This is a genomic window from Rhizobium terricola (assembly GCF_012927355.1).
Lineage (GTDB): Bacteria > Pseudomonadota > Alphaproteobacteria > Rhizobiales > Rhizobiaceae > Allorhizobium > Allorhizobium terricola.
This window is the reverse complement of record NZ_JABBGK010000002.1, coordinates 614,096-628,904: the sequence shown is the minus strand read 5'-3', so window position 1 is coordinate 628,904 and position 14,809 is coordinate 614,096. Positions and strand designations below refer to the sequence as shown.

Genomic DNA, 14,809 nt, shown 5'->3' with positions numbered 1-14,809 from the left:
TGGTCGTTGCAGCAGTTGGCAGCGTCGTCCGTCCGTGCACGCATCCTGCGCGGCGGCCTGGCAAGCTTCTATGAGAAGGCCGTGACCCTCCTTGTTCAGGCGGCTGCAATTCCGGTGCTGACGGCGAAATGGGGTGCGGAAGGATACGGCAACTGGCTGTTGCTGATGACGATCCCGATGTTTCTTCAGCTTGGTGATCTTGGAATCGGAACGGCCGCTGGAGTGGAACTCACGGGGAGACTTGCCCGCGGTGACCACGCCGGAGCGCGTGAGATCGTGCGTGCCGGAAGGTTGTTCGTCACGCTGGCCACAGGCGTGCTGGCACTGCTGCCTCTCGGTTATGCAGGCCATCTTCTCTTCGCCTCCTCTTCATCGGCGTTTGATCGGATGGCCAATGCAGACATGGCCTGGAGCCTTGTGATCGTGACCGTCTATTCGGTCAGTCTTGCCCATATCGGATTGATGATGGCCGTCTATCGTTCATCCCTCCGCTATGCGACGGCTGCGGCTTTCAACGGCAGTCTCGCCTTGCTGGAAGGCCTCGTCGTTCTCGCGATTGCTTGGTCGGGAGGCATGCTCACGGCGGCAATGCTCGCGTGCCTCGCCGTGCGCCTGATCGGGCATGGCCTGCTGCATCTCCACCTTCGCCATGCGTATCCCTGGCTGAATGGCGACAAGTCGAGCAAGAGCCACTGGTCGGTGTTGAAGAGCCTTGCAAGCCCTTCATTCGCCAACGTGTCGCTGACCCTGGCCGGTGTTCTTGTGATCCAGGGAACGCTGGTGACCCTCGGCTGGGTGGCTGGGTCGGCAGCGGTGGCAGTGCTGGCGGCCGTGCGCTTGTTGACCCGGGTCCCGCTGCAATTCTCCGGCCTTGCGCTGCGGCCGAGCGTGCCGGAACTCTCCCGCGCCCTGGCCCTGGGGGATCCGGTGACCGCCGCACGCGTGACAGGTTTCAATCTAGGCCTTGCGGCAGCTATCACCGTGCCTTCCGGAATTCTGCTCGTGCTGTTCGGGCCTTCGGTCCTCGCAACGCTATCCGGCGGCCGGCTTCATGCCGACCCGACCCTGTTCGCACTCTGCTCTGTGGCCGTTTGCTGCAATGCGCTCTGGACCGCCGCCGCAAGTCCCTTTGTGGCAATCAACAGGCAGGGGCAGTTTTCCCATGTCTATCTGCTGCTCGCTTTCGCTCTGGCCCTCGTTCCCTTGATGGCGCCGGATCCCGGCGTGCTGGATGTGGCTTTGGCGATGGCGGTGATCGAAGCTGCCATGCTCCTCCTTGTGGCCTGGCAACTGAGGTGCAGTCACGCCGGCGCCATCAGGATCGGGCGCGTGTCCCGTCAGGTGGTTCGGCCATGAGCAATCAAGCGGTTCGTCGGCAGGCGGTCTACCCATCTATGCCGGCGCGCCGTCCGGCGCCACGCGGCGACGGGCAGACCTGGAGCTCGGTTGTTGTCGCGCTGCCGCTGCTGGTCTTTGCCGTTCCGATGGGGATCGGCAACAGTGTGACCCAGCCCCTCTCCCTTCTGGCTCTGCTGCCGTACGTCTTCCTGGCGCGCTCGGGCCTGCTGCTGACCGGCCCCTTCCTTCTGCTGGTGGTGCTCTGGTCAGCCGTACAGGTGTCCATTACCGGCGAGCCCTATTCCTACTTCCAGCTGTTTCGCCAGGGCATGCCTTTCTCATTCCTCTGCGTGCTGCTTGCGGGTTACGGGCCGATGTCACGGACGATTGCAGGCATCCTTGCCCGTCATCGGTCCACACGCCGGTTATCCTCTCCGGTCGATGTCCTCGTCTACATCTTCGCCGTCAGTCAGGCGCTCCAGGTCCTGCTGTTTCGGGTCGGCATCGAGGTCGCGAACATCGCTTCGTTTTCCGAGGACGGTTCGCGTGTTCTCCTCTATCCGACCACCTCCGCCCTGCTGATCTTCTTCTATGCCGCCGTCACGCAACGATACGGGCTGCTGCTGATCGTCGGCCTGACATTGCTGGAATCCGGTGCGAAGAGCATCCTGCTCATCATGGGCATGCTCTTCGTGATCGCTCTCTTTGTCCGTTTCTCTGTCCGAAATACCGTCTTCGGCATCCTGTCGGCCGCCGTGCTCGGCCTGGTGATCTCGGTCGGCAGTCCGGTCGCCTTCGAGCGCCTGCAAACGTTCTGGAGTGACGGTGGCAGCGTCGACGAAACCCGGGCCGAAGAAATCCGCTATGCCCAAAAGACCGTCCTTGCCGATGCGGGCACCCTGTTGCTCGGAAGGGGGCTGATGTTGCCGGTCGGGCCCGGCATTCCGTCGAGCGACCCGCGCTGGCAGGAGTATTCCCGCTTTGATGTCGAAAACGGCTATTGGTCCATGCTCGCAAAGGTCGGCCTTGTCGGCGCGGCGTGGTTTATCGTCATTCTGTCACGCATGGGGTTCTCGCTCGCCACCGGCGCCGTGTTGCTGATCTGGTCGGTATTCAGCTTCAAGAACGGCTATCAGTTCTTCGCCACGTTCGACGGCTGCTACCTGGTCGTCTGGTCATGCTTCCTCGGCGCAGCCTTGGAGAAGGGGCGCCTGCCGGCTCGCGGGCACCACGACTTGCTGGTTTCGCCTTGGTCTTCGCCTTTGCCGAAGTCGGAGAAGGGATGATGCGCAGGCTTCGGATCAACATCGTGCTTGGCCCATTCTTTCCGGTGCCGCCCGTGCGTGGCCTCGCCGTCGAGCGGCGGCAATATGCCATGGCGCTCGAATATGCCCGGCGAGGGCATGCCGTGACGATGCTGTCCCGCCGGTTTTCCGGTTTGCCCCGCGACGAGCTGGAAAATGGGATCCACCATATCCGCCTGCCGTCCTGCGATCCGCCGCCAGTCGGGTGGCTCTACCGCTTGATCGATGTCGTCTATTGCCTGTTTGTCGCCTGGCGAATGCCGCCGGCCGATGTCACGATCACCAACAGCGTCGCAGCCCCGATCCTGCTGCCATTGCGTAAGGCCGGCAGGATCGCCGTCAGCGTCGGGCGTCATCCCAAGGGGCAGATGCGATTCTATCGCCGGGCGGCAAGGTTCCACGCCGCGTCCCGCCCCGTCGCCGAGACGATCGGCAGGCAGACGCCGGAAGCCGCCGCGAGGGTGCGGGTGGTTCCCAATCCGATCAGCCATGATTTTGCACGCGCAATGGTGGCCGAGCTGTGCAGCCGGGATTGCGAGATCGTCTATCTCGGTCGGCTCAGCCGCGAAAAGGGGATCGATCTGCTGCTGAAAGCCTTCGAAGAGGTCGCTCCTCGTTTTCCGGACTGGCGGCTCACTATCATCGGTCCTTCCGACACCGCGCACGGCGGCGACGGGCCGGATTATCTGGCGGGCTTGAAGGCGCTCGCTTGTAACGGCACTGCCCGCATAGACTTCGAGCCACCGATCTATGACGGCGCGGCGCTGGTGGACCGGCTGAGGCGCGCCGCGGTCTTTGTCTATCCCTCCGTCGCAGAAAAGGGTGAAGCCTTCGGGCTGGCGCCGCTCGAGGCCATGGCCTGTGGCTGCGCTGTTGTGGTCTCCGCACTCGATTGTTTTCGCGATTATCTCGTTCCGGGTGAAAACGGTCTGGTGTTTGATCACCGCCATGATGGTGTCGCCAACCTCGTCGGGTGTGTGAAGACGCTGCTGGCGGATGGGGTGCTGCGCGAAAGTCTGGCCGACGCCGCCCGGGATACGGCACGGCATTTTACGCCGGAACGTATTGCCGATCAGATGCTCGCGGACCTGTCGGAGCTGGCGGGGCGATGAACGAGGCGCGACATTTCCTCCACCAGCAGAAACCCGGCGATAGCCCCTGGTCCATCAGGACCCGCCTCGGAATGCTGCTGTTCGACTATGCCTGGATGTTCCTGTGTGTCTGGACGCCAAAGCCGGCCAATGCCTGGCGACTTTTAATCCTCAAGATGTTCGGAACTCGGATCGAGGGGCGCCCCTTCGTCCACCAGAGGGCGCGGTTTCACACACCGTGGAATGTCGTGCTTCGTGATTGCGCCTGCATCGGCGATCGGGCCAATCTCTACAGCCTGGGACGGATCGAGATCGGCGCCGGAGCAACGATCGCCCAAGAGGCCTATCTTTGCACCGGCACTCACGCGTGCGACCAGCCCTCGCGCCATCTGATCACGGCCCCGATCACCGTCGGCTCGGAGGCTTTCGTCGGTGCGCGCGCCTTCGTCATGCCCGGCGTCGTCATCGGGGCAGGTGCGGTTGTCGGCGCCTGCTCGGTCGTCACTCGCGATGTCGCGGCCTCGACCACGGTTGCCGGCAACCCCGCGCGAGCGATCCCGCGCAAGATGCAGGTGGCACATGCAGGGTAGTTACCTGACACGCTCCGCACGCCTTGCCGGCCACTTTATGAAACGCCCTGCCGATCTTGGGCGCTATGCCGCGAGCGCCACGCTGAATCCGCTTGAGGCCGGGCTTCCCTGGATTTCCTGGCCGGCGATCGATTTCCTCAAAGCTTTCCTCACGCGGGACATGTCGGTCTTCGAATATGGCAGCGGCGGCTCCACCGTGTTCTTCTCCCGGCGTGCGAGGGACGTGACCGCAGTCGAGCATCAGCCGGAGTGGCATTCGCTTTTCGCCCGCACCGCCAACCCCGCCAATGCCGTCGTGCATCTTCGTTGCGTGACCATCGAGCGCCCGGAAAACGCGGAGCTCGATCGCTACGTCGAAGCCCTCGACCGTCGCTATGACGTGATCCTCGTGGACGGCCTGGACGATGTTGCAGGAGCGGTCGGCGTCCCGTTGCGGCCGCGCTGCTTTGCCCATGCGGCGCGGCATGTGCGTTCGGGTGGCGTCGTCATTCTCGACGACGCGTGGCGCTACGATCACCTTGTCCTCGACCAAGGCGCGGCGCTGAAAGGCCGGCAGTCCTTCGTCGGGCCGGGGCCGGGGCGATGGGGCATCACGCGAACGGACGCCTACTTCTACTGATGCTCACGGTCCTGATCCTCACACGCGATGAAGAACGGCATATCGAGCGGGCCATCCGCTCGGTGAAGCCCTTCGCCGAACGGATTGTCGTGATCGATTCCTTCTCCGCCGACCGCACGGTCGAGATCGCGCTTGCGACCGGTGCAGAGGTCTTGCAGCAGACTTTCACCAGTCACGCCCGGCAGTTCGAATGGGGTGTCAGGCAGGCCGATATCCGCACGGAATGGCTGATGCGCCTCGACGCCGACGAAGTCATCGGCGCCGAACTCGCGGAGGAGATTTGCGAGACACTGCCGGCCATGGCGGCGGACGTTTCGGGCATCGCCCTCAAGCGGAAGCAGATCTTTCTCGGACGTTGGATCCGCCACGGCGGTCGCTATCCGCTGGTCCTCACCCGCATCTGGCGGCATGGGCGGGGACGGGTGGAGGATCGTTGGATGGATGAACACGTGGTCATCGATGGCGGCCGGATCGTCTGCCTCCAGCAACCCTTCGCCGATCACAATCTGAACGATCTGGGTTTCTTCGTCGAAAAGCACAATCGCTATGCGACGCGCGAAGCGGTCGAAATCCTCAACCGGCGGCATGGATTGTTCCAGCGTGAAATACGGGGTCGGCAGGACCAAACCGCCCCAGGCGTCGCCCGTAAACGCTGGATCAAGGAACAGGTCTACGACCGCATGCCCTTTCCGCTCGCCGCGCTCGGCTATTTCCTGTTCCGCTATGTCGTCCAGCTGGGCTTTCTCGATGGACGGGAGGGGCTGATCTACCACGGGCTGCAAGGCTTCTGGTATCGCTTCCTGGTCGGCGCCAAGGTCTTCGAATGGGAGCGTGCGCTTCGGCGGCATGTCACGGCGGAGAACAAGCGGAATGAGCTCGCCCGGCTGACCGGGCTCTCCCTCTGATCTTCGGCCTCACCACCCTCTCGCTGTCGTCGCCGCATGCATCGCCTGGGCCACAATGGCGTAACCGGCGCCGTTGAGATGCACCGCATCGATCCGCAGCGAACGGGGAACGAGTTGTGCGGCGACGTCGGCGAGATCCTCTGCCGATCCGTTGTGGGCCGGCCGGAGCAAGCCGGGGAGATCGACATAGCGGGCGCCATAGCTTGCCGAGAGCCGCGCATTGAGGTCCAGCCGTTGCACTTTCAGGTCTTCGCCATCCGAGGAGCGGATCAGTGTTCCTGCGACCAGAAAACGTCGATGCCCCAGGTGGCCCACCATGGCGGCGATATGCGACAGCGCGTCGGTGACCGTGTTCGGATCGGTCGTGACGCCATTGTTGCCGGCCCAGATCCACGCGACGTGATCGCGCAGCTACGGTGCCTCGTCCGGCAAGAAGACTGTGCCGGCCGGGCAGGGCACGGCATCGCCGTCATCCATGCGCGAAAAGAACCAGCTCCCGGCGCTGTCCGTCAGCATTGTCCCGCGTTGTCCGGCAAGCGTTCCGCTGGCGCTGCCGGTGAAGACCCCGCTGTCCTGAAGGATATTGATCGTCCTGGTGGTCACGACGTCTGCGGCATAGGGTGCGCGTTCCTCGATGACCAGGTTGTCGATCGCAAAACTGGCCGCAGTCGCAGGCGTGCCATTGAACCGAAAGGCATAAGCGAGTGCCGAAGCGCCGCTGACGCTGTGGCTGACCACGTGCTGGCCGATCGTGTCGGCAGTGACATTCTCGATTCCCTGCCAGGTGCCGACCGATCCCGAACTGCTGGCCGGGCCGATCTTGATCTTGACGGCGTTCGAACCGCCGGAATATTCAGTGAGATCGAAGGTCGCGGTGATCGTGTGTCCGCTCGGCACCGTCTTTCCGAGTAGGATGGCAGTGCCGCCGAGATTGTCCGTCACCCCGCTTCGCCTGAGGACGTTTCCGCTGTTGTCGAGAAGCCCCGAGCTGCCGATCTTGGTCCAGCCGGCAGTGCTGGCGAAATCGAAGCTCCAGGACTGGAGCGGCAATCCCTTTGCCCCGATGATATTTTCGGCGAGGCTGACGAGAATGGCGCGGCCACCTTGGCGTGCCGCGATCTGTTCCGCGGTCTGGCCGCCGACTCCCTTCGCCGTGATGCTGCGCGCGCCGCCGAAAAGCGCAGCCGCCTGGACCGGATAGGTCAGGCTCCCGGCAACTCCACTCCCGGCTGTGAGGCTATCTCCCCAGGCCACGATGTTGCGGTTGAACGCCCTTCGCACAGAATTGGCGCCGGGCGAAAGACGAAGACTGATCTGGACCACCGTAAGCTCCCTTGTTGCGACGCCGATGCGCCGGCGCTGTCGGAAGACTCTAGCGATCCCTGTTTCGCCGGGGACGTTCATCCGCGAGGGACGTTGAAAAGACGGTACTTTTCACGATTTGTTTGCCCGCACGAAAACACCGATTCGGAACGGGAAGTTACGGTCGAACGAGAGAGAAGTACTGTGGAGAATGGTGCCGCTTACAGGACTCGAACCTGTGACCCCATCATTACGAATGATGTGCTCTACCACCTGAGCTAAAGCGGCCCGGCCGGGCGGAACGTCCGCACGGCGATTGGTGATGGGCTGATACAGCCATTGCCCGGCGATTTCAAGCCGCTTTTCCGCCGCCGGGGAAAAATTCCGGCGGGGCGTCGCGGTTGGCCGAGGCTTACTTGACCGGCCAGGTCTTGGGCCAGGTCCCGGGGTCGATCATTCCGTTCTCGTCGAACTGCTCTGGGCAGTCCCGGAAGGTTTCCGTTTCCAGGATCAGTGCGGGGCCGTTGGCATTTTCCGCGAGCTTCCACTGGCTGTAGGTCCCGCAATCGCCGATGCCGCGGCCCTTGAAGAAGCCGGAAAGGCTGCGCGTCTCATAGTCGTAGCCGACATTGTATCCGACGGCCATGGCGCTCGGGGCGCCGTCCTGCATGACCGGAAAGGCCATCTGGGTCACCATGTCGAAACTGTCGACGAAAACGGCGAACGGCAGGTTATAGGCGCCGCCCATGCCACAGGGCGTCACGTAGATCGTGGTGTTCTCGTCGATCTTGTGGGCGAGAGCATTACCGTCGAAGAGGGTCTCCTCGGTGTCGGCGCAGATAGCCCCTTCCTTGAAGTAGCCGCGCATCTTTTCGGGGAAGTCGGCGAATGTGAGGATGTCCGAAACCGGAAGGGCGGGGTTGGGTGCCTTGTCGCCCTTTGCCGTCATGGCATCGGTGTGACCGTTGCGCTTCTGGAATTCGTCAATGAAGAGCAGGCTGGCTGCAGCCCCGGCCAGGCCTACCTCGCCTTCCGCCTTTGCTTCTCCGCGCTCGATCTTGACCTTGACCGTCGTTCCGTTCTTCAACTGATCAATGAAACCGCCACCGATAAAATCAGCCGACAGGCTGATCGAGCCCGCAAGGCTGTCGATCTTGACGGCTTCCCCGTCGAGCGCAAGCGCTTCGCCTTGGTCGACGCTGAGCGTGACGGCGGTCGGCTGGGAGCCCTCGGTCAGGGCGCTTTCTCTCGGGGAAACGACGAGGACGACCGGTGCTTCCGGGGTTCCGGAGCGCCGCAGTTCGAACTGGCTGATGGGGTTGTCGGAGATAAACTGTCGCATGCTGCAGCTCTGTGTCTGCCCGCACATGACCTGCCAGTTCTTGAACTCCTTGAAGGCGCCGTCCCCGGCGGAAGAGCTTGCCGTGGCCGCGAGTAGCCACAGGAGGGAAGAGCCGATGATATTTGTGTGACGCATGGTGTCTCCGCAACATGATGATGCGGAGACGCTAGCAGCCGCGGTCTCAGCCGCAAATCGCCTTTTTTGCGTGGATGTATTCGCGTTCCAGCCGGTCGACGAGGGAGGCGACCGGTTCGACGGCCTTCACCGCGCCGATCCCCTGGCCGCAGCCCCAGATGTCTTTCCAGGCCTTGGCGCCGGTCGTTGCCTTGTCGAAGTCCATTTTCGACGGATCGGCGACCGGCAGGTTGTCTGGATCCATCCCGGCGGCAATGATCGATGACTTCAGGTAATTCCCGTGAATGCCGGTGAAGTAGTTGGAATAGACGATGTCGTTCGCATGGGCCTCTACGATCGCCTGCTTGTAGGCGTCTGAGGCGCGGGCCTCGGTCGTGGCGATGAAGGGTGAGCCGATATAGGCCATGTCGGCGCCCATCGCCTGCGCGGCGAGAATTCCGCCGCCGGTGGCGATCGCACCGGCCAGCAGCAGCGGGCCATCGAACCATTCGCGGATTTCCTGCACGAGTGCGAAGGGCGAGAGCGTTCCGGCATGCCCGCCGGCGCCGGTCGCCACCGCGATCAGGCCGTCGGCACCCTTGCGGATCGCCGAATTGGCATGGCGGTTGTTGATCACGTCATGCAGCACGATACCGCCATAGGAATGAACCGCGGCGTTGACCTCCGGAACGGCGCCGAGCGAGGAAATGACGATCGGAACCTTGTACTTCACGCACATCATCAGGTCGTGTTCGAGGCGCTTGTTGGATGTGTGGACGATCTGGTTGACGGCGAACGGCGCCGCCGGTCGTTCGGGATTGCGGGCGTTGTGGTTCGCCAGTTCCTCGGTGATCTCGGCCAGCCACTCGTCGAGCTGAGCCTCGGGACGCGCATTGAGTGCCGGGAACGCGCCGACGATACCGGCCTTGCACTGGGCGAGCGTCAGCTGCGGATGCGAGATGATGAAGAGTGGCGAAGCGACCACCGGAAGCCTGAGATGATCGGAAAGGACCGGCGGAAGTGCCATGGAAACCTCACAAAGAGTTACGTTTACGGAAACGTCAATACGCTAGCAGATGTGCCGCGGCAGGAAAAGGCCACTCAGGTGCCGCCTGTCGATCCTGCCCCGCAGCCGCACCCGCGAACGGGCTCGCGGCAAGGATAGCCAGCGCTTCTCGAAGGCGCCACTTTCTTCTGCGTATCTGAGCTTAGGGCAAGGGCAGGGCTTGCGGATCGCGCCTCCAGCCGTTACCGAATCGTTAAAAGGGCAGGCCGCGGGCGGATCGTGTGCCGCCGACAGGAGCAAGTGCACCCTTGAACGGATTGGAAACGGCAATCAGAAACGCTCTCGAGCGCTCGGATCGCACCAATGCGGAAACCCGTGCCCGCATTTATCAGTCAGCACGACAGGCGCTCGAGAGCGGCCTGCGCAAGCAGAACATCAACGACCCGGAAACCGTTGCCTACCAGCGGCACCGCCTGGAGGCGCTGATCCATTCGATCGAACTGGAAGAGCGCAACCGGCTGGACGACACCGTGGCGCCGCCCGACGAGCCGGCCCGCCAGGCGCCTTCCGGGGCACCTGTTTCCTCTCCCGAGATCGAATCTCCCGCCGCAGCACCGGCGCCGACCCGGTCTGAACCGCAGCTGTTCGGCGGCGGCGAATCCGCTCCGCCGCCCGTTCAGTCGGATCATGGCCTGACAGCGTCCCGTGACGAACGCATCGAGCCGTCGGCGGACATATCGGTCGGCACCCCGCTTCGCGACGACGTCGATCGCGCGGCCGAGGTCCGTGTCGAAGAGCCGATGCGCGCCCGCAAGCCGCGACGCCGCGGCTTCTATTCGCGCATCTTCATGATGGCGGTCCTTCTTGTGTCGCTCGGAATGGGCGCCTGGTGGGTCTATTCGACCGGGGTCCTGCTGACGGCGGCCGAGCGTGACACCAGCGTTCCCAATCCACCGCCAAAAGCCGAGGAAGAGGATTTCACCGGCAGCGAACAGACATCCGCGGAGACCCAGGAACCGAAGGCGCTGGACGCACAGAGCGGCTTTTCCGACAACTGGGTCGAGGTCTTCGAGCCCAAACAGATCGCCTCGATCCGTCCGCGCAGCAATGCCCTGGTCGATGTCGTCACGGCGAGCGACGGCACGGCTGTGCGCGTGGTCTCGCGCAGCAGCGATGCCGACGGCAGCGTGGAGATCACGGTTCCGGCGGAAGTACTCCGGGAGATGGCCGGCAAGGTGTCGACCATCGCGCTGACGGTCCAGTCGTCGGACGACAAGCCGGTCCAGATTTCGGTTGCCTGCGACTTCGGCCGGCTGGGCGATTGCGCGCGGCATCGCTTCACGGTCAATCCGGAAAAGTCCGATGCCTTGTTCCGCGTTTCCTTCGAGAGAGCGATGGCCCCGGGAACGCCGGGACGAATTCTGCTCAACGGTGACCTTGGCGGCGAAGACCGCGGGGTCAATCTCTATTCAGTGCGTATCCTGCCGGGCGAATGATCGCCCGGCATCTCGCGCGTAATCCTACTTCTTCCCAAGAAAATCCGGCCCCGAGCCGATGATCTTCTTGTCCAGCTTGCCGATCTTGCCCTCGTCCTTGCCCTCGTAGTCGAGTGACAGCAGGATGTGGCGGATGACGTTGAGCCGGGCGCGGCGCTTGTCGTTTGCCCTGACGATCGTCCATGGAGCATGCTCGGTATGCGTCTCCTTGAGCATGCGGTCGCGCTTCTCGGTATAGTCGTCCCACTTGTTGAGCGCGGCGATATCCATCGGCGACAGTTTCCAGACCTTCAGAGGGTCGTGGCGCCGGTCATGGAAGCGCTCCAGCTGCATCTTGCGGCCGATATCGAGCCAGAACTTGAAGAAATAAATGTCGTCCTGCTCGACGAGTTTCTCGAAGCGCGGCGCCTGCTTGAGAAAGTCCTCATACTGTTCGGGCGTACAGAAGCCCATGACCGGTTCGACACCGGCCCGGTTGTACCAGGAGCGGTCGAACAGTACGAACTCGCCGGCGCTCGGGAAATGCGGGACATATCGCTGGAAGTACCACTGGCCACTCTCGGTTTCGGTCGGCTTGGTCAGCGCCACGACGCGGGCCGAACGCGGGTTCATGTAGGACAGCGTCGCATGGATGGTGCCGCCCTTTCCTGCCGCGTCGCGTCCCTCTAGCAGGGCCATCACGCGCTTGCCCGTCTTCTGTTGCCAGAACTGCACCTTCACGAGTTCGATCTGGAGTTTTTCGAGATCGTCCTCGAATTCGTCCTCATCCATCTTTTTGTCGTAAGGATAGCCGCCGGAGGCGAGCGACTCGTCGTCGATCCATTTCGGCAGCTTGGGGTCGTCGATATCGAAGATGCGTTGCTCGCCGTCGATCGTCAGCGTGACCGCGCGGCTTTCCGGTGCAGTGTCCATTGTTCTTCCTCTTCGTCTGCCGATGCGATGCCGGCGACATCTAGTCAGGGCACAATTGCCCGGTGAATTCAAGCCATTGCTGATATCCGCAATCTCGCGTGGCGACGGGGAAAACCCTGTGAATGCAATGGTGCGCGTCGCAAACATCTGTCATGAATCGACGCTAAGAGGGAAGTTTGATGAATAGCGACGAAACCGAGAGGCGGCGTGTCTTGAGCGAAACCAACCCTGTCCGGCGCCCCATGTCCCGACGCATGCTGTCGGGTTGGATCTTCCTGGTCGCCGCGGGTCTTGTTTCCGTGTCGGCTTACCTTTCGGGCGCCGACCCTCTTTTCGCGGCGATCCTGTTCGGCTTGAGTATTGTCGCTATTCTCATGCGCAACGGCCATTCGGATCATGAGACGCCTGCGGTGTCGGCGACCGCGCCGCAATCCCAGGACGAGCCGGTTGCTGTGGAACATATTGTAGCAGCCGTCCTCGACGCGCTTGAACTCCCCGTCTTCGTTGTCGGCAGGGACGCGGCGCTGTGCGGACAGAACGCGGCGGCAGAAAAGGCCTTCGGCCCTTCGCCGGACGGGTTGCACATTTCCGCACGGTTCCGCTCGCCGAGCATTCTCGACATGGTCCGCGAAACCATGGCCACGGGTGTGCAGAACCAGATCGAGCATTCAGAACGCTTGCCGTCCGAACGGGTCTATATCGTGCGGATCGCCCCTGTCCGGCTGGGAGGGCGGCAGGACGATTTCTTCCTGCTCTCCTTCAAGGACATTTCGGAACTGCGCCGTATCGACCGCATGCGCAGCGATTTCGTCGCCAATGCCAGCCACGAGCTGCGCACGCCGCTGGCATCCCTTCGCGGCTTCATCGAGACCATGCAGGGGCCGGCGCGCAGCGATCCGAAGGCGCAGGAGCGGTTTCTCGGCATCATGCTCGATCAGGCCAACCGCATGAGCCGGCTCGTCGACGACCTGCTGTCGCTCTCCCGCCTCGAACTCAAGGCGCATATCGCGCCTGATCAACTGGTCGATCTCGTTCCTGTCATCGGCCATGTGCGAGACAGCCTGGCGCCGCTCGCCGCCGACCTGGCGGTTGAAATCCGCCTTCATGTCCCGGAGGACAAGGTCGAGGTCATCGGCGACCGGGACGAACTGGTCCAGGTTTTCGAGAACCTGATCGAGAACGCCTGCAAGTATGGGCAGGAAGGCGAGTTCGTCGATGTCTACGTCCGGAAACCCGAAGGTGGGCCCGTCGAAGTCTCCGTGGTGGACCACGGTCCAGGTATTCCTGCCGAGCACGTGCCACGCCTGACCGAGCGTTTCTACCGCGTCAGCGTCACCGACAGCCGCTCGAAGAAAGGCACCGGATTGGGGCTGGCGATCGTCAAGCACATCCTCACTCGCCATCGCGCAAGGCTCATCGTGAAGTCCGAAATCGGCGAGGGAACCGACTTTACGGTGCGTTTTTGACATAAAGGACGGCCGGTTTTCGTCGCCGTCGAGAATTGTCTTTAAAATACAGTCACATGACCTGTCACAAATGTTTCGTCAAACTGACATAAAAGCTTGAGGGAACGGTCGCTATGAACGTCGTGCTGATCTTCGGCGGCAGGCAATGCCGTTTTGGTCGCACCGACCCACAAGCCCATCGACGGGAGAATTTAAATGAACATTCTGAAACTTTCGGCTGCAGCTCTCGTTGCCTCCGTCGCCTTCGCTGGCGCGGCTGCTGCCCGCGACCAGGTCCAGATCGCTGGTTCCTCCACGGTTCTGCCTTACGCCAAGATCGTTGCCGAAACCTTCGGCGAGACCTTCACCAACTTCAAGACCCCGGTCGTCGAGTCGGGCGGTTCGTCTGCCGGCCTGAAGGAATTCTGCAAGGGCGTCGGCCCGGAAACCATCGACATCGCCAACGCCTCGCGCAAGATCAAGGATTCCGAAGTCGAGGCCTGCAAGGCTGCCGGCGTGACCGAAATCCAGGAAGTCAAGTTCGGCTATGACGGTATCGTCTTCGCTGTCGACGCTTCCAACAAGGACCTCGCCCTGACCCCGGCCGATCTCTACCAGGCCCTGGCTGCTGAACTCGTCGTCGACGGCAAGCTGGTTCCGAACCCCTACACCAAGTGGTCCGAAATCAACAAGGAACTGCCGGACGTCGAAATCGCCGCCTTCATCCCGGGCGAAAAGCACGGCACCCGCGAAGTCTTCGAAGAGAAGATCATGACCCACGGCTGCAAGGACACCAAGGCTGCCGACGTCATCAAGACCCTCGTCGACGAAAAGACCGCTCCGAAGAAGTGCACCGCGGTTCGCAAGGACGGCAAGGCTGTCGACATCGACGGCGACTACACCGAGACGCTCGCTCGCATCGACGCCAACAAGACCGCCATCGGCGTGTTCGGCCTGTCCTTCTACGAAAACAACGCTGACAAGCTGAAGGTTGCCACCATCAACGGCATCACGCCGAGCGTCGAGACCGTTGCCTCCGGCGAATATCCGGTTTCGCGTCCGCTGTTCTTCTACGTGAAGAAGGCTCACCTGGGCGTTATCCCGGGCCTCAAGGAATATGTAGAGTTCTTCCTCGACGACCAGATGGTCGGCCCGGAAGGCCCGCTCGCAGCCTACGGCCTGGTTCCGGCTCCGGATGCAGAGCGCGAAGCTGCCCGCACCCAGTTTGCCGAAGGCAAGTAATTGATCAGGACTGGCGCGGCAGGGATGCCGCGCCAGTCTCTTTTCGCGACGTTCGATCCCTGATCGAACCGCGCCGGGGTGATTTTGGACTGGCTGCCTGAGG

Annotated in this window: 14 protein-coding genes and 1 tRNA gene; 9 read left to right on the top strand and 6 right to left on the bottom strand. The window is 62.6% G+C overall.

The window, feature by feature from the left end; translation table 11 throughout:
- The first annotated feature begins 6 nt into the window (after positions 1-6).
- From HHL25_RS12800 to HHL25_RS12775, 6 genes are read left to right on the top strand one after another with little or no spacing between them, the layout of a single operon-like run.
- Positions 7-1,356, top strand: coding sequence for a lipopolysaccharide biosynthesis protein (locus HHL25_RS12800; RefSeq protein WP_169591157.1), 1,350 nt, complete (start codon positions 7-9; stop codon positions 1,354-1,356).
- Entirely contained in the window at positions 1,353-2,624 is a 1,272-nt protein-coding gene (locus HHL25_RS12795; RefSeq protein ID WP_169591154.1) for a hypothetical protein, read from the top strand. The genes HHL25_RS12800 and HHL25_RS12795 overlap by 4 nt, the downstream gene beginning before the upstream one ends.
- Positions 2,516-3,754 (top strand): glycosyltransferase family 4 protein, encoded by a 1,239-nt coding sequence (locus HHL25_RS12790; RefSeq protein WP_315853074.1) that lies wholly within the window; start codon positions 2,516-2,518, stop codon positions 3,752-3,754. The genes HHL25_RS12795 and HHL25_RS12790 overlap by 109 nt, the downstream gene beginning before the upstream one ends.
- Entirely contained in the window at positions 3,751-4,323 is a 573-nt protein-coding gene (locus HHL25_RS12785) for a DapH/DapD/GlmU-related protein (RefSeq protein ID WP_169591146.1), read from the top strand. The genes HHL25_RS12790 and HHL25_RS12785 overlap by 4 nt, the downstream gene beginning before the upstream one ends.
- Positions 4,313-4,942, top strand: a complete 630-nt coding sequence (locus HHL25_RS12780) for a class I SAM-dependent methyltransferase (protein ID WP_169591141.1) — start codon at positions 4,313-4,315, stop codon at positions 4,940-4,942. Before HHL25_RS12785 ends, HHL25_RS12780 begins: the two co-directional genes overlap by 11 nt.
- Positions 4,942-5,847: a glycosyltransferase family 2 protein gene (locus HHL25_RS12775; RefSeq protein ID WP_246701796.1), complete on the top strand. Its 906-nt coding sequence runs from the start codon at positions 4,942-4,944 to the stop codon at positions 5,845-5,847. Before HHL25_RS12780 ends, HHL25_RS12775 begins: the two co-directional genes overlap by 1 nt.
- A 9-nt stretch (positions 5,848-5,856) precedes the next feature.
- Here HHL25_RS12775 and HHL25_RS12770 read toward each other — a convergent pair whose 3' ends face one another.
- The 5 genes from HHL25_RS12770 to HHL25_RS12750 all read right to left on the bottom strand — a co-directional run bounded on the left by HHL25_RS12770 (position 5,857) and on the right by HHL25_RS12750 (position 9,632).
- Complete coding sequence (locus HHL25_RS12770; RefSeq protein WP_169591133.1) at positions 5,857-6,165, bottom strand: hypothetical protein; 309 nt, start codon at positions 6,163-6,165, stop codon at positions 5,857-5,859.
- 93 nt (positions 6,166-6,258) lie between these two features.
- Entirely contained in the window at positions 6,259-7,170 is a 912-nt protein-coding gene (locus HHL25_RS12765) for a hypothetical protein (RefSeq protein ID WP_169591130.1), read from the bottom strand.
- Between the two features lie 191 nt (positions 7,171-7,361).
- Positions 7,362-7,437: transfer RNA gene (locus tag HHL25_RS12760), tRNA-Thr, on the bottom strand.
- Positions 7,438-7,561: 124 nt separating this feature from the next.
- Positions 7,562-8,626 carry a DUF1176 domain-containing protein gene (locus tag HHL25_RS12755; protein ID WP_169591124.1) on the bottom strand — a complete coding sequence of 355 codons (1,065 nt, stop codon included), beginning with the start codon at positions 8,624-8,626 and terminating at the stop codon, positions 7,562-7,564.
- A gap of 46 nt (positions 8,627-8,672) precedes the next feature.
- Entirely contained in the window at positions 8,673-9,632 is a 960-nt protein-coding gene (locus HHL25_RS12750; protein WP_169591121.1) for an NAD(P)H-dependent flavin oxidoreductase, read from the bottom strand.
- A 287-nt stretch (positions 9,633-9,919) separates the two neighbouring features.
- On the opposite strand from HHL25_RS12750, the gene HHL25_RS12745 reads away from it, so the two are divergent.
- Complete coding sequence (locus HHL25_RS12745; protein ID WP_169591117.1) at positions 9,920-11,107, top strand: hypothetical protein; 1,188 nt, start codon at positions 9,920-9,922, stop codon at positions 11,105-11,107.
- A gap of 24 nt (positions 11,108-11,131) precedes the next feature.
- Here the strand turns inward: HHL25_RS12745 and ppk2 are convergent, their stop codons facing one another.
- On the bottom strand, positions 11,132-12,019 hold the full coding sequence (gene ppk2, locus HHL25_RS12740) for a polyphosphate kinase 2 (protein ID WP_169591112.1): 888 nt from the start codon (positions 12,017-12,019) through the stop codon (positions 11,132-11,134).
- A 242-nt stretch (positions 12,020-12,261) separates the two neighbouring features.
- On the opposite strand from ppk2, the gene phoR reads away from it, so the two are divergent.
- The gene (gene phoR, locus HHL25_RS12735; protein WP_246701825.1) at positions 12,262-13,485 is read left to right on the top strand and encodes a phosphate regulon sensor histidine kinase PhoR; all 1,224 of its coding nucleotides are present in this window, start codon (positions 12,262-12,264) and stop codon (positions 13,483-13,485) included.
- A 195-nt stretch (positions 13,486-13,680) separates the two neighbouring features.
- Complete coding sequence (locus HHL25_RS12730; protein WP_169591104.1) at positions 13,681-14,706, top strand: PstS family phosphate ABC transporter substrate-binding protein; 1,026 nt, start codon at positions 13,681-13,683, stop codon at positions 14,704-14,706.
- Positions 14,707-14,809 lie beyond the last annotated feature (103 nt).

Bases quoted from the DNA above. Each gene is read 5' to 3' on its own strand.
- HHL25_RS12770 (WP_169591133.1), bottom strand. From the start codon at position 6,165: ATGGTGGGCCACCTGGGGCATCGACGTTTTCTGGTCGCAGGAACACTG.
- HHL25_RS12785 (WP_169591146.1), top strand. From the start codon at position 3,751: ATGAACGAGGCGCGACATTTCCTCCACCAGCAGAAACCCGGCGATAGC.
- HHL25_RS12790 (WP_315853074.1), top strand. From the start codon at position 2,516: ATGCTTCCTCGGCGCAGCCTTGGAGAAGGGGCGCCTGCCGGCTCGCGG.
- phoR (WP_246701825.1), top strand. From the start codon at position 12,262: ATGTCCCGACGCATGCTGTCGGGTTGGATCTTCCTGGTCGCCGCGGGT.
- ppk2 (WP_169591112.1), bottom strand. From the start codon at position 12,019: ATGGACACTGCACCGGAAAGCCGCGCGGTCACGCTGACGATCGACGGC.
- HHL25_RS12780 (WP_169591141.1), top strand. From the start codon at position 4,313: ATGCAGGGTAGTTACCTGACACGCTCCGCACGCCTTGCCGGCCACTTT.
- HHL25_RS12775 (WP_246701796.1), top strand. From the start codon at position 4,942: ATGCTCACGGTCCTGATCCTCACACGCGATGAAGAACGGCATATCGAG.
- HHL25_RS12730 (WP_169591104.1), top strand. From the start codon at position 13,681: ATGAACATTCTGAAACTTTCGGCTGCAGCTCTCGTTGCCTCCGTCGCC.
- HHL25_RS12755 (WP_169591124.1), bottom strand. From the start codon at position 8,626: ATGCGTCACACAAATATCATCGGCTCTTCCCTCCTGTGGCTACTCGCG.
- HHL25_RS12750 (WP_169591121.1), bottom strand. From the start codon at position 9,632: ATGGCACTTCCGCCGGTCCTTTCCGATCATCTCAGGCTTCCGGTGGTC.
- HHL25_RS12795 (WP_169591154.1), top strand. From the start codon at position 1,353: ATGAGCAATCAAGCGGTTCGTCGGCAGGCGGTCTACCCATCTATGCCG.